Origin of the sequence: Escherichia albertii (assembly GCF_028622335.1) — a bacterium.
Classification (GTDB): Bacteria; Pseudomonadota; Gammaproteobacteria; order Enterobacterales; family Enterobacteriaceae; genus Escherichia; species Escherichia albertii.
This window is the reverse complement of the sequence record NZ_CP117568.1, coordinates 2,623,540-2,641,560: the sequence shown is the minus strand read 5'-3', so window position 1 is coordinate 2,641,560 and position 18,021 is coordinate 2,623,540. Positions and strand designations below refer to the sequence as shown.

The window sequence follows — 18,021 nt, the reverse complement described above, 5'->3', positions numbered from 1 at the left end:
AAAGCTCAGATAAGACGCTCATCGCCTTATCTGAAGTCTTTTTTATTATTTCTTTGCTGAACCTGCTTCTAATATCGAAACAATGGAGAACAGGGTAAAACACACCGCTCCTAAACCGACCAGCACTCGTGAGGGAATAAAATACGCCATATTGATTTGCGCAATTTCCGCAAGGAATGCGGCAAGGAACAGGCAAAACAGGCAGGTAAATACCGGAATCATGGGGATTCTGTTGGCTAACGAACAGGTGCGTCGCCATACCAGCGCCAGCAACCACACTTTGGAGAAAATACTGTAGCAGATCATTCCCAGACAAATGAGAATAATGCCGGGAGCCAGACGGGTGCTTGCATCTGAACTGACTAATACGTAGATGCCCTGAATAACGGTAAGTGAGCCGAGCAAAATAACCCAATAGCACCACAGCCAATGCTCTTTCACTGAGAACGTATTTCTCGTTTGATGGACAATAGTGGCGACAAGGCCAATAAGACAAGCGCAAATTGCCGTTAACCCCAGCAGTACGTGACCAGCAACATAATGTGGTGTGATATTTGCACTACGTAACAGCGCGACTGACCAAATGAAACCAAAGAGAGTAAGCAGAAGGGGAACGGCAATTAAGCAATTACCAATTGTTGAAGAATAAGCCTGCAACGGCGTACCATCACTCTTACTCCCCGAGGCGTTTTTGGGAATTAGCAGAAAATGCCCGGAAGACGCCGCCACGGTTGATACGCAGGCGGCAATCATCCCAACACCAAAAATAACATGTCCGGCAACAAATTCATCGGCCATGACATTATCACTTGCCAGCAGTGACCATCCCCAAATCATAGTTGCAATAGACCCAGCGTAACCAATAACAGGGAAAAGTGTGTTATAGGGCTTATTCACACCATGCGTTAACTGCGAAATAATAATAAATGCGGTAGTAAACAATGCCAGACATATTGCGGAAAGAGATATCAGAACATGCCCTGCAACGAAATATTCACTTTGCCCAGAACCTGCTAATACAAACCCACCTAATGCGATGCATATTATACCCATCAGCAAAGGGATTAATTTAAATAACCATCCGATATATATATTCATTTCAAACTCCATATGTATTTTCTGCTACGCCTTGAAAAACATATAAGTGGTATTTTTAGTCAGTTAAATATAACAATAAGATGCCACTAGATATAAAAAGTAACTTTACTATAGCCGGATTTATTGTCCTGAGCGTCAAATTTTAGAGGTGAGTTAATGCTGACAAATAAATATTTATCCTAAGATGAATTCTGAATTAATATCTTATTTTTATATTGTTGTGTTAAACGACGTTGTTCGGGATTGTATTTATTTAATACATAAGCCTTTATCATCGTTCATCTTTTCACAAAAATTATTTCACTTTCGGTAACTATTTGCACTTCGGGCGATAATAACGCTATGTGATAGTCATCGGATTTTCTGTTACGGAAACCTACGCAGCGGCACCTGAGAACCTGTGCAGAAGATTTTTGGTAAAAAACGCTATCGAACAGAAGAATATCGCGATGTATCACAAACTGATAGTAATCAAATAGACAGCATGAATATAACTGTTAGTATTTAATTTGTTTCATTTATGAGTATGCGTGTTTCATTTACGGCCAGGAATGCTGATGATGACAACATTACTACCCGTTTTCACTAAGCCTTCCTCATTGGCGTTCATTTTTCTGCGCCCTGGTCGTATCTGCCGTTTCCTACTTATCCCGGATGGAAGAATTCGCTGAACGTTGTTCGGCGGCTGCTGTGACACGCGTCGTTTGCTTACAGGGATTATGGCGGGTCAATTATGGATAAGAGTAAGCGCCATCTGGCGTGGTGGGTTGTCGGGTTACTGGCGGTGGCTGCCGTTGTGGCGTGGTGGCTGTTGCGTCCGGCAGGTGTGCCGGAAGGCTTTGCTGTCAGTAATGGACGCATTGAAGCAACGGAAGTGGATATCGCCAGCAAAATTGCCGGGCGTATCGACACGATTCTGGTGAAAGAAGGTCAGTTTGTTCGTGAAGGTGAAGTGCTGGCGAAGATGGATACTCGCGTGTTGCAGGAGCAGCGACTGGAAGCTATCGCGCAAATTAAAGAAGCCCAAAGCGCCGTTGCTGCCGCGCAGGCTTTGCTGGAACAGCGGCAAAGCGAAACTCGCGCCGCACAGTCGCTGGTGAATCAACGCCAGGCCGAACTGGACTCCGTAGCCAAACGTCATACGCGTTCTCGCTCGCTGGCCCAACGAGGGGCGATTTCTGCGCAACAACTGGATGACGATCGCGCCGCTGCCGAAAGTGCTCGTGCTGCGCTGGAATCGGCAAAAGCTCAGGTTTCGGCCTCTAAAGCGGCGATAGAAGCGGCACGTACCAATATCATTCAGGCGCAAACGCGCGTCGAAGCCGCGCAAGCCACTGAACGGCGCATTGTCGCAGATATCGATGACAGCGAACTGAAAGCCCCGCGTGACGGACGCGTGCAGTATCGGGTTGCCGAGCCAGGCGAAGTGCTGGCGGCAGGCGGTCGGGTGCTGAATATGGTCGATCTCAGCGACGTCTATATGACCTTCTTCCTGCCAACCGAACAGGCGGGCACGCTGAAACTGGGCGGCGAAGCCCGGCTGATCCTCGATGCCGCGCCAGATCTGCGTATTCCTGCGACCATCAGTTTTGTCGCCAGCGTTGCCCAGTTCACGCCAAAAACCGTTGAAACCAGCGATGAACGGCTGAAACTGATGTTTCGCGTTAAAGCGCGTATTCCACCGGAATTACTTCAGCAACACCTGGAATATGTCAAAACGGGCTTGCCGGGCGTGGCGTGGGTACGGGTGAACGAACAACTTCCGTGGCCTGAAGGCCTGGCAGTGAGGTTGCCGCAATGACGTATCTGGAACGGGCTTCCGCTCCGCCAGTCGCGCAACTGGCGGGGGTGAGCCTGCATTATGGAAAAAACGTTGCGCTGGACAATATTACCCTTGATATTCCGGCCCGCCGCATGGTCGGGCTGATTGGCCCGGACGGCGTCGGGAAGTCGAGTTTGTTGGCGTTGATTTCTGGCGCCCGCGTCATTGAGCAAGGTAATGTGATGGTGCTGGGGGGCGATATGCGTGACCCAAAGCATCGCCGCGATGTCTGTCCGCGTATTGCCTGGATGCCGCAAGGGCTAGGCAAAAATCTCTACCACACCTTGTCGGTGTATGAAAACGTCGATTTTTTCGCCCGCCTGTTCGGTCACGACAAAGCGGAGCGGGAAGTTCGAATTAATGAGCTGCTGACCAGCACTGGGTTAGCACCGTTTCGCGATCGCCCGGCCGGGAAACTCTCCGGCGGGATGAAGCAAAAACTTGGGTTGTGCTGTGCGTTAATCCACGACCCGGAACTGTTGATTCTTGATGAGCCAACAACGGGGGTCGACCCGCTCTCCCGCGCCCAGTTCTGGGAGCTGATCGACAGCATTCGCCAGCGACAAAGCAACATGAGTGTGCTGGTCGCCACCGCCTATATGGAAGAAGCGGAACGCTTCGACTGGCTGGTAGCGATGAATGCCGGAGAAGTGCTGGCGACCGGTAGCGCCGAAGAACTGCGGCAGCAAACGCAAAGTGCCACGCTGGAAGAAGCGTTTATTAATCTGTTGCCGCAAGCGCAACGTCAGGCGCATCAGGCGGTAGTGATCCCACCGTATCAACCGGAAAACGCAGAGATTGCCATCGAAGCGCGTGATCTGACCATGCGTTTTGGTTCCTTTGTCGCCGTTGACCACGTCAATTTTCGCATTCCACGCGGGGAGATTTTTGGTTTCCTCGGTTCGAACGGCTGCGGTAAATCCACCACCATGAAAATGCTCACCGGACTGTTGCCTGCCAGCGAAGGTGAGGCGTGGCTGTTTGGGCAACCGGTTGATCCAAAAGATATCGATACGCGTCGCCGGGTGGGCTATATGTCGCAGGCATTTTCGCTGTATAACGAGCTCACCGTGCGGCAAAACCTGGAGTTACATGCCCGTTTGTTTCACATCCCGGAAGCGGAAATTCCCGCGCGAGTGGCTGAAATGAGCGAGCGTTTTAAGCTCAATGACGTTGAAGATGTATTGCCTGAATCGCTGCCGCTCGGCATTCGCCAGCGGCTTTCGTTGGCGGTGGCGGTGATTCATCGCCCGGAAATGTTAATCCTCGATGAACCTACTTCTGGTGTCGATCCGGTGGCGAGGGATATGTTCTGGCAGTTGATGGTGGATTTGTCGCGTCAGGACAAAGTGACCATTTTCATCTCCACCCACTTTATGAACGAAGCGGAACGCTGCGACCGTATCTCACTGATGCACGCCGGAAAAGTGCTCGCCAGCGGTACACCGCAGGAGCTGGTTGAGAAACGCGGAGCTGCCAGTCTGGAAGAGGCATTTATCGCCTGTTTGCAGGAGGCGGCAGGGCAGAGCAACGAAGCCGAAGCACCGCCAGTGGTACATGACACCACCCACGCGCCGCGGCAGGGATTTAGCCTGCGCCGTCTGTTTAGCTATAGTCGCCGCGAAGCACTGGAACTGCGCCGCGATCCGGTACGTTCGACGCTGGCGCTGATGGGAACGGTGATCCTGATGCTGATAATGGGTTACGGCATCAGTATGGATGTGGAAAACCTGCGCTTTGCGGTGCTCGACCGCGACCAGACCGTCAGCAGTCAGGCGTGGACGCTCAATCTCTCCGGTTCCCGTTACTTTATCGAACAATCGCCGCTCACCAGTTATGACGAGCTTGATCGCCGGATGCGTGCGGGCGATATCACCGTGGCGATTGAGATCCCACCCAATTTCGGCCGCGATATCGCGCGTGGTACGCCCGTGGAACTCGGTGTCTGGATCGACGGTGCGATGCCGAGCCGCGCCGAAACGGTAAAAGGCTACGTGCAGGCTATGCACCAGAGCTGGTTACAGGATGTGGCGAGCCGACAATCGACGTCCGCCAGCCAAAGCGGGCTGATGAATATTGAGACGCGCTATCGCTACAACCCGGATGTCAAAAGCCTGCCAGCGATTGTTCCGGCGGTGATTCCGCTTCTGCTGATGATGATTCCGTCGATGTTAAGCGCCCTTAGCGTGGTACGGGAAAAAGAGCTGGGGTCGATTATCAACCTTTACGTGACCCCCACTACCCGCAGCGAATTTTTACTCGGCAAACAGCTACCGTACATTGCGCTGGGGATGCTGAACTTTTTCCTGCTCTGCGCTTTGTCGGTGTTTGTGTTTGGCGTGCCGCATAAAGGCAGTTTCCTGACGCTTACTCTGGCGGCGCTGCTGTATATCATCATCGCCACCGGAATGGGGCTACTGATCTCCACCTTTATGAAAAGCCAGATTGCCGCCATTTTCGGTACGGCGATTATCACGCTGATTCCGGCGACGCAGTTTTCCGGGATGATCGATCCGGTAGCTTCGCTGGAAGGTCCAGGACGTTGGATCGGCGAGGTTTACCCGACCAGTCATTTTCTGACTATCGCCCGCGGAACGTTCTCGAAAGCGCTGGATCTGACTGATTTGTGGCAACTTTTTATCCCGTTGCTGATAGCCATACCGCTGGTGATGGGCTTAAGCATCCTGCTGCTGAAAAAACAGGAGGGATGATGCGCCATTTACGCAATATTTTTAATCTGGGTATCAAAGAGTTGCGCAGTCTGCTCGGTGATAAAGCGATGCTGACGCTGATTGTCTTCTCGTTTACGGTGTCGGTGTATTCGTCAGCGACCGTTACGCCAGGATCGTTGAACCTCGCGCCGATCGCCATTGCTGATATGGATCAATCGCAGTTATCGAACCGGATCGTTAACAGCTTCTACCGCCCGTGGTTTTTGCCCCCGGAGATGATCACCGCCGATGAGATGGATGCCGGGCTGGACGCCGGGCGCTATACCTTCGCGATAAATATTCCGCCTGATTTTCAGCGTGATGTCCTCGCAGGACGTCAGCCGGATATTCAGGTGAACGTCGATGCCACGCGCATGAGCCAGGCATTCACTGGCAACGGTTATATCCAGAATATTATCAACGGTGAAGTGAACAGCTTTGTCGCGCGCTACCGTGATAACAGCGAACCGTTGGTATCGCTGGAAACCCGCATGCGCTTTAATCCGAACCTCGATCCCGCGTGGTTTGGCGGGGTGATGGCGATCATCAACAACATTACCATGCTGGCGATTGTGCTGACCGGATCAGCGCTGATCCGCGAGCGTGAACACGGCACGGTGGAACACTTACTGGTGATGCCGATAACGCCGTTTGAGATCATGATGGCAAAGGTCTGGTCTATGGGGCTGGTGGTGCTGGTGGTATCGGGATTATCGCTGGTGCTGATGGTAAAAGGCGTGCTGGGCGTACCGATAGAAGGCTCTATCCCGCTGTTTATGCTGGGCGTGGCGCTCAGTCTGTTTGCCACTACGTCAATCGGCATTTTTATGGGGACGATAGCGCGTTCGATGCCACAGCTTGGGCTGTTGGTGATTCTGGTGCTGCTGCCGCTGCAAATGCTTTCCGGTGGCTCCACGCCGCGCGAAAGTATGCCGCAGATGGTGCAGGACATTATGCTGACCATGCCGACGACACACTTTGTTAGCCTTGCGCAGGCCATCCTCTACCGGGGTGCCGGATTCGAAATCGTCTGGCCGCAGTTCCTGACGTTGATGGCAATTGGCGGCGCGTTTTTCACCATCGCACTGCTGCGATTCAGGAAGACGATTGGGACAATGGCGTAAATACAGTTGCCCGATGCGTAAGCTTATAGGGTCTACGCATCGGTACAATTTATTGAATTGTAGTTGTTTTACGCCGCATCCGGCGAGGATTTACTTAACCAACCGATGACCCTCATTCATCATCAGGATTTTGCTATACACATCTTCCTCGACGGCGTTTTTTGCTGATGCCATCACTCGTGCCAGATTCGCCTCGTTGTGATTATTCACATACGCTTTGCCGACGGCGGTGATAAACGCTTTGCGCAGATCGCTGGCGATATTTACTTTAGCGACGCGATAATTAACAAAGCTGCGCAATATCTCCGGGGCGATACCGGAGCCGCCGTGAATAACCAGCGGCACCGGGCAGACTTCGGCAATGCGCTTCAGCAGGGGGATATCGATACGCGGTATATCGTCCAGGCCATGAACGTTGCCAATAGAAACTGCCAGCATGTCGCAACCGGTGCGCTCGACAAAGGTCTTCACCTTTTCCGGTTCCGTTTTGCAATCGGCTTCGCTGACGTGATCATCTTCTTTGCCGAGAATCGCCCCCAGCTCCGCTTCAACCGGTACGCCATAGGATTTACAGAAATCGACAGCTTCCTGGGTGAAAGCGATATTCTCTTCAAAAGAGAATGCGGCACCGTCAATCATGACCGAGGTAAAGCCCGCGCGCACCGCCTGTTTAACATCCTCCTGAGTTTTCCCGTGATCCAGATGAAGACTGACCGGAACATCCATTTTATCGGCGTGACGTTTCACGATTTCATAAATGTAATCGTATCCCGAGAGTTGTGCATTGGTGGGCGCAATCTGAATGAAGTTGGGTAATCCTGAACGCTCAATGGCGTTTAAAATTGAAATCGTCGTCTCCAGATTGGTGGTATTAAACGCGCCCGCTAATACCCGTTTTTCCTGAATGCGGTCGAGCAGTATCCGTCCATTAACTAATGGCATTTGAAAACCTCATCTTTTAATATCAGTTAATTATTCAGCTTCACCGAAGCGGTCACGAAATAAGGCGGTGAGAGTTTGTATTGCCTCATTTTCATCATCGCCTTCGCAGCGTATTTCCACCGTTTTGCCGCCTTTTATTCCGGCGCGCATAATATTCATCATGCTGGTGGCATTAATATCATTACCCTCATAATGCAGCGTCACTTTACAGCTAAACTTTTTGGCGGCTTTCACCAGACAAGCTGCCGGACGTGCATGCAGGCCAGTACTGTTTCTGACCTCCACGGTTTTACTCAACATAGTGCTCCTCCCGATGGTGTAATGGCATCACGCCTTCTTGCTGTAATTTCAACTGATACCAGCTTTTCCATTTGTGCTGATAACGCTGTAATTGATGGTATCTCGCCCGATTCGGTAACAAACGTTGGGCTATGGTAACTTGCGGCGGTGGAATATCCGGTGCGGCAGTTAATAATGCTCCGACAGAAACCGCCTCGTTAAATGCAATTGCCTCAACCGGACGCTGTAAAATATCCGCCTTTAATTGCAGCCAAAGGGGATTATGGGTTGCCGGGCCGATTACTTTTAACGCGCTGGTGCCAGGCACATTAAAACAGGCGAAGCAGTTGGCAAATTCCATGGTTAATCCCAGTGAGACGCTGGCAATTAACATGTCAATATTTAACGTATCGCTAAGCCCATAAAATAATCCACGGGTATGGCGATTTTTATAGGGCGAACCCGAACCGCGAAGATGTGGAATAAAGAGGGGAATGTCATCGAGCGACCAGTTCCCCGCCAGGTAATCCGCATGTCCGCGAGTAAGTGATGCGGCGATCTCCTCATCGGTTAGCCGGAACGTGTTACGCAGCCACTCCAGAGCGAAACCGCCCACGGGCAGCGACGCAAACAGGGTGAACTGGTTTGCAAGCGAATAACAGCCGTTTGCCAGCTTGTCACGTTTGGCCTGTTCATCCAGCGTCGGTTGTGTATCCAGTTGCAGAATGCCTTCTGTGGTCCCCGTCGAGTTAAGGATATCGCCCGGCATCATCTGCAACGCCCGCGCGCCCACCATATGGTCATGCCCGGCCAGCGTCACGCTGACCGATTGTGTGAATCCCAGCGTTTTGCAGAGTGACTTGCTGACCCATCCGGCGTGTTCACCTGGTTGCACTAATGGCGCAAATGCCGAACAGGGGATATGTAACAATGCCGCTGCTTTCGCTGACCATTCACCTTTGCGCACGTCCAGACACAGTGTACGGCTGGCTAAGGTGATATCCGTACGTTGTTCGCCAGTTAGTCGCCAGAGCAGCACTTCAGGGGCATGTAGCCAGCGCAGGCCGCGGCGATTACGCAGCGGGTAATGCTCCAGTAACCAACGCATTTTGAAGGCAGAGTAATTGCTGTGTAGCGGTAGCCCGCAGATGTCATAAAGTGCCGCACTGTCTGCCTCGCTAAGTGTTGCCAGATACTCTTCACCGCGACGGTCATACCATGCCAGCATTGGCGTCAGGATCTCGCCGTGTTCGTCAAGGAACACGCCTGATTCGCCAAAACTGGCAATGCTGATCCGCCTGACCGGCAGCGGCGAAGCGGCGTTCAGTTGCGTTATCGCCTGACGGACCTCTTGCCAGAGGGCGTCGATATCGAAATCGACATCCCCCTGTGGGGAGATCTGTTTTGCCGTTGCGAATTTGAACGCACCTAACGTCGTTGCGTCCCGGCAGGAAAAACAGGTGACTTTGCAATTGGTGGTGCCAATATCGATAACGATAGTTGTGCTGTTATCTGGCATAAACCGTGCTCCGCGTCATTCGGAAAATGCCATACAGTACCAGGGCGATAATCGGTACCAGACCAATGGCGATGATATTGCCGTTGAAGATTTCCAGCAGCCAGAAGCGGAACGGGTTACCGCCATCAAGGAAACTGGAAACCTGGCCGCTGGAACCTTCGGCAAATTTGAAATTAACGTCTTTCGCCATTCCGGTAATAAACGGCGCGATTTTGGTGGCAATCCACAGGTCGGCAATAATCACCGGGATCGCGGCAAGAACGGTGCGGAAAATATTGCCACGGCTGGCTAAAGCGATCATCGACGCCATTACCGCCAGGTTGGCAAGGTCGCCAAGCGGCAGGACTTTATTACCCGGAAGAACAAAAGCGATAAAGACCGAGATTGGCGTCAGCAGCAGGGCGGTGGAGATAATTGCCGGGTTACCTACGGCAACGGCGATATCCAGACCAATATAAAGATCGTCACGGTCAGGGTATTTGGCGTTGAGATACTTTTTAATGGCTTCAGACAGCGGTAATAAACCTTCCATCAGGATGCGAACCATGCGTGGCAGGATGAACATCACACCGCCAATACTGATGCCAAGAAGCAAGACTTTTTTGAAATCGTATCCGGCAATTACGCCGAGCAGAATGCCCAGAATGGTACCGACCATCATCGGTTCGCCGAAAATGCCAAACTTTTTCTGCACGGTTTCCGGGTCGATATGAATGCGGTTGAGGCCAGGGATATGGTCGATGATTTTGTCGACCAGCAGACCGACCGGGAAGAACACCACCGAAGAGAGCGTCGGCAATGAGATCCCTTCCAGGCCAAAGTATTTTTGTACCAGTGGCGCAGACCAGTCGGCGAGCTTCAGCACCACCACCGCAGCAATTGCCGCTGCCAGCAAACCAAAGAACAGGCTGCCGGTGCTGTAATAAACCAGCGTACCGGCAAGGGCAAAATGCCAGTAGTTCCACATATCTACATCGACGGTGCGAGTTTTATTTAACGCCAGCATTGCGACGTTAATCAGAATGGTCAGAGGAATAACAAACGGGGCAATGGGTGACCCCCAGGTAATAGCAGAAAGCGGCGGCCAGCCTAAATCTACCACCGGTAAATTAATCCCGGTACGTTCCACCATCGCCTGAGCCGCCGGCCCGACGTTACTGGTAAGGATATCAAAAATGGCATAAATGCCGACAAAGCCAATGCCAACAGTTAATGATGAGCGTAAGGCTTTAGCGGGTTTTACTTTAAAACAGAGAGCAAGAATAAATAATACCAGCGGTAACATTACCGTCGGGCCAAATCCCAATATATATTGCACAATATTATAGAGGGTATGCGCGATATCGTTCATAATAAACCTCTTTTTCAGGCGAGAGCGCACCTCGCGTTAGCGCCTGATGGAGTGTGTTGAAATTAATTATTATTAATTACTTTTTAAGGATAGAAATAATTTGCGCCAGCACTTTCTCTTCGCCAATCCCTGTAATAATTGGCAAGCCATTAACCACCGGCACGTCGAGTTCATAAGGCACTTTAGTCGTTGAAACAACCAGTGCTACGCCGTCGGTATTTCCGGGTAAAGAGGCAACGTTGGTTTGGGAATAATTGACGTTAAGACCGTGCTCTTTGCAATATTCCATAACTTTTTCTGTTACCGCCGTCGATGTGGCAATACCCGTGGCGCAGACAAATAAAATGGTTTGACTCATATTTCACCTCGTTCTTTCATTTTGTTTAAGATTACTGTGTGTATTTCTGTTGTTTCCATCGTAAGCAGGGCGCACATAAAGGGCGTATCCTGAATCATCTCCATAATCCAGCCCAGGGCATTTAATTGTTTATTACTTTCGCTTAAGGCGAGCAAAAAAATCACCCTGACAGGTACGGGGTCAGGATCGCCGCCCATATCGGCAAACTCTATCGGTTCCGGCAGGATACCGACGGCAATTGCATTGTGTCTGACATGTTTATGATCCGTGTGTGGAATGGCGACGCAGGGCGGTTCAGTGGGCAGCCCTGTAGGATATGTCGCCTCACGTTCCAGTACATGATCGGCAAAATCAGGGACCACCAGTTCGGCGGCAACCAACGGTTGCGCTAACTGACGAATGATCTGTTCAACGCTTAACCCTGCCGGAAATCGTTGAATAAAATTTTCCTGAAACTGTATTCCTTGCATTTCATTTCTCATTAAAAAGGTGGTTAGCTGACTTCCCGGCGTTGCAGTACGGTGCCAAGGTAATATTTATTACCTTTTAGCCACACGTTACCAAATTCAACAGGCAACCCTCGGGAGAAAAAGACCAATTGCTCCAGATGCAAAACGGGCGCATCTTCACTGATATCTAAAAAATGACCGCGTTCATTACCAATTAATCGCGCGGCATAGCGGCTTTCTGAGTAACGAATTTTTCTTTGTGACAAATTTTCAATTGTGGGAAATAAATTATGTTGATTAAAATCGACTTCTACGATGCCGGGGCATAACTCAATATTTATTCGGTTTTCAATTAGCATTGCTTTTTCATCACCAATAGAACGTAAACGTTCGAGATAAAGAATATCTTGTCCTGGCGCTATTCTTAATTTCTCTGCCACATAACGGTTTGCTGGTTCAATACGTGACGTAATGACCTCAGTTGTAAAATTTATTTTTTGGCTTTCCAGTGACTCTGCGAATGACAATAATCCTTCGCCCAGCGGATACGCCACGTTCTCTTTTTTAACAAATGTTCCTTTCCCCTGGACTTGTATTAATATGCCTTCTTTTACCAGTTGATCGACCGCTTTTTTAACCGTTCCCCGGCTCACTTCCAGCATATCCATAATCTGGTATTCCGAGGGAATGCGATCGTCTTCCACCAGATCCCCGGTATAAATACTTTCTCTTATCCATTCCACCACTTGTTGATAGAGCGGTATTTGGGACGATTTACTTAATGATTTCATGGCGCGCACCTGAACATTTACAGTTGTCCATGGACAATCATGGACAACTTCAAGCGTATAGTAGGTGAACAGGCGAAAAAGAGGATCGAAGCGTCTCACATTTTGGGGGACCTAATCGTGATCAAAAAAATGTGATGGAAGTCGATATTCGGCAGGATTTTACCGCGCCGCCAGAAAATTACGGCGCGTAGGGAGGAGTTAATCTTCCTTCGGTAAGCACTGCAAATGCCCGTGCCGCACGCCGCGCTGGGCGATAACGTCATCGGCAAAATGCTGCACGTCGCCCATGTCGCCCTTCAGCACGGCGATTTCCAGACAGTCGTCGTGATTAATATGCACATGTAGCGTGGCGACCGAGAGATCGTGGTGATGGTGCTGTGTGGAGACGATACGGCTGGCTAAGTCGCGTTTTTCGTGTTCATACACATAAGAAAGCACCGCGAAGCCTTGCGTGCCGTGTTGCTGGGTGGCCTCCTGGGCCAGGGCGCTACGCAGAATATCGCGGATCGCTTCGGAACGGTTGTTATAACCACGACGCTGGCTCAGGCTGTCCAGTGTCTCCAGTAAATCGTCATCAAGCGTGATGGTGACTCGTTGCATTTGCGTTAAACCTTTTTTGTGGCGCGACGGCGCACGGGGAATGCGGGTAATACCGCGTTTTGTAGCACACGTCCGGCGTCAGAGGAAAAGGTTAATTTGTCTCCCACCGCTTGCGTTTCGACAATTTGCCCGTTGTCCATGACCATCACTCGCTGGCAAAAACGTTCCACCAGACGTAAGTCGTGGGTGATGAACAGGCAGGCGGTGCCAAATTGCTGTTGCAGCTTTTTCAGCAGACGAATGACGCCCGCCTGTAATACGAGGTCAAGGTTAGAAACGGCTTCATCCAGAATCAGTAGTTTCGGTTCGACCGCCAGCGCGCGCGCCAGGCAGACGCGCTGGAGCTGACCGCCGCTTAACTGCGGTGGGCGTTTGTCGAGCACGCTATCGTCGAGATCGACCGCCTTCAGCATTTCGCTGGCGCGCGCCAGTTGTTCGGATTTTTTCAGCGATAACAGGTGGCGCATCGGTTCACGCAGGATCTCGCGCACAGTTTTACGCGGGTTAACGGCGCTGATAGAGTCCTGAAATACCATCTGAATATCACGGCGGAACGCTTTACGTTGCGCGCGATTGAGTTTCGCCAGTGGTTCGCCGCGCCAGCTAATATTGCCCTGTGAGGGCGATTCTAAGCCGACCAATAGCCGCGCGAGGGTGCTTTTTCCGCAGCCGCTGCGCCCCAGCAGGGCGACGGTTTCACCGCTTTTCAGAGTCAGGGAGACATTTTTCAGCACCGCCTGGTGCTGATGTTTACCACTGAATCCGCCGTGTGCGTAGTGGTGCGAAAGGTCGGAGACGTTAAGTAAAGTCATGATGCCAGCTCCATACCATAGAGGGCGAGGTGAGCGGAAACCAGGCTGCGCGTCACCGGATGTTGCGGTGCGTTAAACAGCGTTTCGACATCGCCCTGTTCGACAATCTTACCGTGCGACATTACCGCCACGTCGTCCGCCAGACGGGCTACCACGCCCATATCATGAGTGACCAGCAACATCCCCGGCGCTTGTTTTTGCATAATGCTTTCCAGCAGATCGAGGATGCGCGCCTGCGCTACTACGTCAAGGTCTGTGGTCGGTTCGTCGGCGATGATAAACGGTGATTCACACAGCACCGCCATCGCAATCATCATCCGCTGCAACATGCCGCCGCTCATCTCGAACGGGTACAGCTTCAGCACGCGCGCGGCGTTTTCCAGCCCCACGGCTTCTATGGCGGCGGTAAGCGTAGCGTCATCGGCGGGTTTCCCTAACGCCAGGCAGGTTTCCCGCGCGTGGGTGAGCATGGTATGCAGCGGATTAAAGGCGCTGCGCGGGTTCTGCATGATGGTGGCAATTTTGATGCCGCGCAGGGTGCAGGGGGAAACCGGTTTGCCATCGGCTAAAATTTCCCCTGCCGTCTGGCGAACGCCTGCGGGCAGAATGCCCAGCGTCGCGGCGCAGGTTAATGATTTCCCGCTGCCGCTGCCGCCGACTAATGCCAACACGCGCCCACGTTTCAGCGTTAATGATACGCCGTGCACTAGCGGTTGCGCGGCCTGTAGCGCGATATTACGGAGTTCAATCTGTTGCGGCATTAGTGTGCGTGCTCCGTCGCCAGATGAGGGTCCAGATGATCGCGCAGGGCGTCACCCACCAGGTTAAAAGCCATTACGCTGATAAACAGCGCCAGCCCCGGCCAGAACATTTGCAGCGGCTGGGTCCAGATATACTGACGCGCGTCGTTAATCATCACGCCCCATTCGGCGGTCGGCGCGGTCACGCCGAGGCCGAGGAAGGACATCCCCGCGACGTGTAGCATCATATGACCGATATCCAGCGTTGCCAGTACCAGCAACGAGGGGATCACTGCGCCTGCCAGATGGTCAACAAATACCCGCACATGGCCCGCGCCGGACAGCCGCGATGCCAGCACAAACTCGCGCTGACGCAGTGAAATCACCAGGCTTCGCACCATACGCGCATACCACGCCCAGTGCGACAGGGCGATGGCGATAATCACGTTAGTCAGCCCGGTGCCGAGCACGCCGACCATAAAGAACGACAAAATCGAGGTTGGGAAGGTCATAAACATATCCGCGACGCGCATGGTGGCCTGATCAACGCGCCCGCCAATCAGCCCGGCGCTGCCGCCAATAATCAGCCCTAATGTCAGCACCAACAGCAGGCAGGCCATTACCGAGCCGAGCGACACGCGGGTCGCTGCCATCAGCCGCGAGAAAATATCGCGCCCTAAATGATCGGTGCCCAGCCAGTGCTGCGCATCCGGCGAGAGCAGGCGCGACGGCAAATCAATAGCCTGAGGGTCATACGGCAGCCACCACTGGCTGGTGAGCGCAATCAGCGCCAGCAGAGCGATAATGATCAGCGCCAGGCGTACCGACCAGCGGGAAGAGAGGAAAAAGTTCACGCGTGCGCTCCTTCATGACGACGAATGCGCGGGTCCAGCGCGGCGTTGAGCAAATCAACAATCAAATTACAGACCACAAAAACCACCACCATCATCAGCGTAAAGCACTGGATCACCGGATAGTCACGGTTAAAAATCGCCGACACCGCATAGCGCCCGACGCCCGGCCAGGCAAAGATGTTTTCGATAATCATTGTCCCGCCGATCAGTTCGCCAATGTGCATCCCCACGGCGGTGATCATCGGCAGCGAGGCATTGCGCAGAATATGGCGGCGTTCGGTCTGTTTGTCGCTCAGACCGCGTAGCCGCGCCCAGGTGACATGACGCTGACCGGCGACGTCCAGCATACTGGCGCGCAACAGGCGAGCGTTTATCGCCAGCGACATAAAGGCGATGGAAACCGCAGGTAAAATGATGTGCTGCCAGCCGCCGTAACCCATCGCGGGCAGCCATTGCAGATACACTGAAAACGCCATCACCAGCAAAAACGCCAGCCAGAAGTTAGGCATCGATACGCCGAGAAACGCGATGAAACGGACGGCGAAATCGGGCAGGCGATCGCGATGGCGCGCCGCCCAGATGCCGAGCGGCACGGAGGTGAGGAGAATTAACACCAGCGCCGCACCCGCCAGCTCCAGCGTTGCGGGCAGGAAGTTCAGCATATCGTCCAGCACCGGGCGTTGGCTGGCGAATGAGATACCAAAATCAAGATGCAACGCCTTCCACAGCCAAGTGCCGTACTGTACGTATAGCGGCTGATCCAGCCCCAGCATGGTGCGGGTAGAAGCCAGCATTTCCGGCGTCGGCGGCAGGTTAGACAGACGCAGATAATCGAGCGCCGGGTCACCGGTGCCGAGGCGCAGCATCAAAAAGATGATCACCGAGGCGGCGAGCACCATCGGGATCAGCAGCAGAAAGCGGCGTAATACGTAACGCAACATTAAGGTTTCACCGGTTTAATCTGTTCGAACGGGATTTCGGTGGCGATCGGCGCATAGGGGATGTTGCCCAGTTCCGGTTTTGATACCACCATCATTGAGATGTAGCTGATAGGCAGATAAACCGCCTCGTCATGCAGACGGGTCAGAATGTCGCGATACAGCGCCTGACGTTGCGTTTCGTCATGGGTCGCCAGCACTTCGCCGATCTCTTTATCAATCAGCGGCTTGTCGGCTAATCCTTGCTGTGCCTGGAAGTCGGCGTGCGACGGTACGCGCATCGAACTCAGGAAGGCGTGGGGATCGTACGGCGCGCCCCAGGTACGGTGGAAAATCATGCCAAAACGCCCGTCGCGCTGACGCGCGTAGATACTGCTCTCTTCTTCGCCGATTAGCGTGACATCCGCGCCAATCTGGCGCATATCAGCCTGAATGATTTCCGCCATTGATTTGCTTAACGCATCGGTGCCGATAAACGACAATTCAATGCGCAGCGGCTGACCATTTTTCTCGCGGATATCTTTGCCTGCTGGCAATGTCCAGCCTGCTTTTTCCAGCAACGCTTTCGCTTTCTGCGGATCGTACTGGCGCGGTTTCAGGCCGAGATTAGCGTAAGGCACTGAAGGGGCAAACAGAGTGTCGGCGACCTGCTGGGTGCCATACAACGCGTTATCAATAAGCGATTTTTTGTTCACCGCGTAATTAAGAGCTTCACGTACTGCCAGCTCGTTGGTGGGGGCTTTGGCGGTATTGAGCGCCAGCATAACGGTTTCGATCGGCTGTGACAGTTGAGTGTGGTAAGCCGGGTTCTGGCTAAAGCGGGCGAAGGTATCGAGCGGTAATAACCCTTCGTTTCCGTACAGCAGGTCGATATCGCCAGTTTCAAACGCCACCGCGCGGGTAGTCGGGTCTGGGATCACTTTGAAAGTGATCTTTTTAATCGCAGGTTTTTCACCCCAGTAGTTTTCGTTACGGATAAAGACATCGTATTGATTCAGTTTCGATTCCTGCAAAACCCACGGTCCGGTGCCAATCGGCGCTTTTATCCCGTTCATGGTTTCGTGATTTTTAAATTGTGACGGGGCGATAAAGCGGAAAGGACGCGGTAGGGCAAGTTCTTGCAAGAATGGGTAGTAAGCACTTTTCAGCGTGATTTGCAGCTCGTTTTTACTGAGTGCTTTGGCATCAATAATCTGATTTGCCAGTTCCAGCCAGGCGTGACGCTGACGATTATCGAGCACCGCGCGGAAGTTTTCTGCTGTGGCCTCGGCATCGAACGGCTCGCCGTTGGAGAATTTCACGCCATCACGCAGGGTGAAGGTCCAGGTTTTACCATCTTGCGAATGGGTCCAGCTTTTTGCCAGCCACGGGATCACCGAACCGTCTGCCTGGTATTTCACCAGTGGTTCATAAACCATGCTCTGAGCGAACATCTGGTTAGGCGTGTAAAGGTGCGGGTTTAATGGCCCGACGTTTACCGGCCAGGCGGTGGTGATTTCATCTGGTGCAGCGGCATGGACGATAAAAGACGCACAAGCCAGCAGCGCAAATAAAGTGCGGCGGAGTGTGGAGAACATGGTAACCCCAATGGATTAAAATAGATGGCGGAAATGAGTATGACGATTTTAATTAT

Annotated in this window: 18 protein-coding genes; 4 read left to right on the top strand and 14 right to left on the bottom strand. The window is 52.4% G+C overall.

What is annotated here, in order from left to right; genetic code table 11:
* Nucleotides 1–45: 45 nt before the first annotated feature.
* Nucleotides 46–1,098, bottom strand: a complete 1,053-nt coding sequence (locus tag PS053_RS12910) for a DUF2776 family protein (protein ID WP_054410199.1) — start codon at nucleotides 1,096–1,098, stop codon at nucleotides 46–48.
* Between the two features lie 557 nt (nucleotides 1,099–1,655).
* Between PS053_RS12910 and PS053_RS12905 the strand changes: the two genes are divergently transcribed.
* From PS053_RS12905 to PS053_RS12890, 4 genes are all read left to right on the top strand, one after another.
* Nucleotides 1,656–1,769 carry a hypothetical protein gene (locus tag PS053_RS12905; RefSeq protein WP_212741661.1) on the top strand — a complete coding sequence of 38 codons (114 nt, stop codon included), beginning with the start codon at nucleotides 1,656–1,658 and terminating at the stop codon, nucleotides 1,767–1,769.
* A gap of 62 nt (nucleotides 1,770–1,831) precedes the next feature.
* On the top strand, nucleotides 1,832–2,899 hold the full coding sequence (locus PS053_RS12900; protein ID WP_137646962.1) for an HlyD family secretion protein: 1,068 nt from the start codon (nucleotides 1,832–1,834) through the stop codon (nucleotides 2,897–2,899).
* Entirely contained in the window at nucleotides 2,896–5,631 is a 2,736-nt protein-coding gene (rbbA, locus tag PS053_RS12895) for a ribosome-associated ATPase/putative transporter RbbA (RefSeq protein ID WP_256879203.1), read from the top strand. Before PS053_RS12900 ends, rbbA begins: the two co-directional genes overlap by 4 nt.
* A complete protein-coding gene (locus tag PS053_RS12890; protein ID WP_059239458.1) occupies nucleotides 5,631–6,755 on the top strand; it encodes an ABC transporter permease in 1,125 nt (374 codons plus the stop codon). The genes rbbA and PS053_RS12890 overlap by 1 nt, the downstream gene beginning before the upstream one ends.
* 90 nt (nucleotides 6,756–6,845) lie before the next feature.
* Here PS053_RS12890 and PS053_RS12885 read toward each other — a convergent pair whose 3' ends face one another.
* From PS053_RS12885 to nikA, 13 genes are all read right to left on the bottom strand, one after another.
* Entirely contained in the window at nucleotides 6,846–7,697 is an 852-nt protein-coding gene (locus tag PS053_RS12885) for a class II aldolase (protein ID WP_001131787.1), read from the bottom strand.
* Between the two features lie 30 nt (nucleotides 7,698–7,727).
* On the bottom strand, nucleotides 7,728–7,997 hold the full coding sequence (locus PS053_RS12880) for an HPr family phosphocarrier protein (protein ID WP_000949583.1): 270 nt from the start codon (nucleotides 7,995–7,997) through the stop codon (nucleotides 7,728–7,730).
* On the bottom strand, nucleotides 7,987–9,495 hold the full coding sequence (locus tag PS053_RS12875; protein WP_256879202.1) for an FGGY-family carbohydrate kinase: 1,509 nt from the start codon (nucleotides 9,493–9,495) through the stop codon (nucleotides 7,987–7,989). Before PS053_RS12875 ends, PS053_RS12880 begins: the two co-directional genes overlap by 11 nt.
* A complete protein-coding gene (locus PS053_RS12870) occupies nucleotides 9,485–10,846 on the bottom strand; it encodes a PTS galactitol transporter subunit IIC (RefSeq protein WP_000997817.1) in 1,362 nt (453 codons plus the stop codon). The genes PS053_RS12875 and PS053_RS12870 overlap by 11 nt, the downstream gene beginning before the upstream one ends.
* Nucleotides 10,847–10,922: 76 nt before the next feature.
* A complete protein-coding gene (locus tag PS053_RS12865) occupies nucleotides 10,923–11,204 on the bottom strand; it encodes a PTS sugar transporter subunit IIB (RefSeq protein WP_000084020.1) in 282 nt (93 codons plus the stop codon).
* Nucleotides 11,201–11,674 carry a PTS sugar transporter subunit IIA gene (locus tag PS053_RS12860; protein WP_059228496.1) on the bottom strand — a complete coding sequence of 158 codons (474 nt, stop codon included), beginning with the start codon at nucleotides 11,672–11,674 and terminating at the stop codon, nucleotides 11,201–11,203. Before PS053_RS12860 ends, PS053_RS12865 begins: the two co-directional genes overlap by 4 nt.
* Before the next feature lie 23 nt (nucleotides 11,675–11,697).
* Nucleotides 11,698–12,444, bottom strand: coding sequence for a GntR family transcriptional regulator (locus tag PS053_RS12855; RefSeq protein WP_256879201.1), 747 nt, complete (start codon nucleotides 12,442–12,444; stop codon nucleotides 11,698–11,700).
* Between the two features lie 198 nt (nucleotides 12,445–12,642).
* Nucleotides 12,643–13,044 (bottom strand): nickel-responsive transcriptional regulator NikR, encoded by a 402-nt coding sequence (nikR, locus tag PS053_RS12850; RefSeq protein ID WP_001190062.1) that lies wholly within the window; start codon nucleotides 13,042–13,044, stop codon nucleotides 12,643–12,645.
* A 5-nt stretch (nucleotides 13,045–13,049) separates the two neighbouring features.
* Entirely contained in the window at nucleotides 13,050–13,856 is an 807-nt protein-coding gene (gene nikE, locus PS053_RS12845) for a nickel import ATP-binding protein NikE (RefSeq protein ID WP_025238150.1), read from the bottom strand.
* On the bottom strand, nucleotides 13,853–14,617 hold the full coding sequence (nikD, locus tag PS053_RS12840; protein WP_059215203.1) for a nickel import ATP-binding protein NikD: 765 nt from the start codon (nucleotides 14,615–14,617) through the stop codon (nucleotides 13,853–13,855). Before nikD ends, nikE begins: the two co-directional genes overlap by 4 nt.
* Nucleotides 14,617–15,450, bottom strand: coding sequence for a nickel ABC transporter permease subunit NikC (gene nikC, locus PS053_RS12835; protein ID WP_098401838.1), 834 nt, complete (start codon nucleotides 15,448–15,450; stop codon nucleotides 14,617–14,619). The genes nikD and nikC overlap by 1 nt, the downstream gene beginning before the upstream one ends.
* Nucleotides 15,447–16,391 (bottom strand): nickel ABC transporter permease subunit NikB, encoded by a 945-nt coding sequence (gene nikB / locus PS053_RS12830; protein ID WP_000947070.1) that lies wholly within the window; start codon nucleotides 16,389–16,391, stop codon nucleotides 15,447–15,449. The genes nikC and nikB overlap by 4 nt, the downstream gene beginning before the upstream one ends.
* Nucleotides 16,391–17,965: a nickel ABC transporter substrate-binding protein gene (nikA, locus tag PS053_RS12825; protein WP_256879200.1), complete on the bottom strand. Its 1,575-nt coding sequence runs from the start codon at nucleotides 17,963–17,965 to the stop codon at nucleotides 16,391–16,393. Before nikA ends, nikB begins: the two co-directional genes overlap by 1 nt.
* Nucleotides 17,966–18,021 lie beyond the last annotated feature (56 nt).

Excerpts from the sequence above, each read along its gene's own strand:
- nikA (WP_256879200.1), bottom strand. The coding sequence starts at position 17,965 with ATGTTCTCCACACTCCGCCGCACTTTATTTGCGCTGCTGGCTTGTGCG.
- PS053_RS12910 (WP_054410199.1), bottom strand. The coding sequence starts at position 1,098 with ATGAATATATATATCGGATGGTTATTTAAATTAATCCCTTTGCTGATG.
- PS053_RS12860 (WP_059228496.1), bottom strand. The coding sequence starts at position 11,674 with ATGCAAGGAATACAGTTTCAGGAAAATTTTATTCAACGATTTCCGGCA.
- nikR (WP_001190062.1), bottom strand. The coding sequence starts at position 13,044 with ATGCAACGAGTCACCATCACGCTTGATGACGATTTACTGGAGACACTG.
- PS053_RS12880 (WP_000949583.1), bottom strand. The coding sequence starts at position 7,997 with ATGTTGAGTAAAACCGTGGAGGTCAGAAACAGTACTGGCCTGCATGCA.
- rbbA (WP_256879203.1), top strand. The coding sequence starts at position 2,896 with ATGACGTATCTGGAACGGGCTTCCGCTCCGCCAGTCGCGCAACTGGCG.
- PS053_RS12890 (WP_059239458.1), top strand. The coding sequence starts at position 5,631 with ATGCGCCATTTACGCAATATTTTTAATCTGGGTATCAAAGAGTTGCGC.
- PS053_RS12905 (WP_212741661.1), top strand. The coding sequence starts at position 1,656 with ATGATGACAACATTACTACCCGTTTTCACTAAGCCTTCCTCATTGGCG.
- nikB (WP_000947070.1), bottom strand. The coding sequence starts at position 16,391 with ATGTTGCGTTACGTATTACGCCGCTTTCTGCTGCTGATCCCGATGGTG.
- PS053_RS12900 (WP_137646962.1), top strand. The coding sequence starts at position 1,832 with ATGGATAAGAGTAAGCGCCATCTGGCGTGGTGGGTTGTCGGGTTACTG.
- nikE (WP_025238150.1), bottom strand. The coding sequence starts at position 13,856 with ATGACTTTACTTAACGTCTCCGACCTTTCGCACCACTACGCACACGGC.
- PS053_RS12870 (WP_000997817.1), bottom strand. The coding sequence starts at position 10,846 with ATGAACGATATCGCGCATACCCTCTATAATATTGTGCAATATATATTG.
- nikD (WP_059215203.1), bottom strand. The coding sequence starts at position 14,617 with ATGCCGCAACAGATTGAACTCCGTAATATCGCGCTACAGGCCGCGCAA.
- PS053_RS12885 (WP_001131787.1), bottom strand. The coding sequence starts at position 7,697 with ATGCCATTAGTTAATGGACGGATACTGCTCGACCGCATTCAGGAAAAA.
- PS053_RS12855 (WP_256879201.1), bottom strand. The coding sequence starts at position 12,444 with ATGAAATCATTAAGTAAATCGTCCCAAATACCGCTCTATCAACAAGTG.
- PS053_RS12865 (WP_000084020.1), bottom strand. The coding sequence starts at position 11,204 with ATGAGTCAAACCATTTTATTTGTCTGCGCCACGGGTATTGCCACATCG.
- PS053_RS12875 (WP_256879202.1), bottom strand. The coding sequence starts at position 9,495 with ATGCCAGATAACAGCACAACTATCGTTATCGATATTGGCACCACCAAT.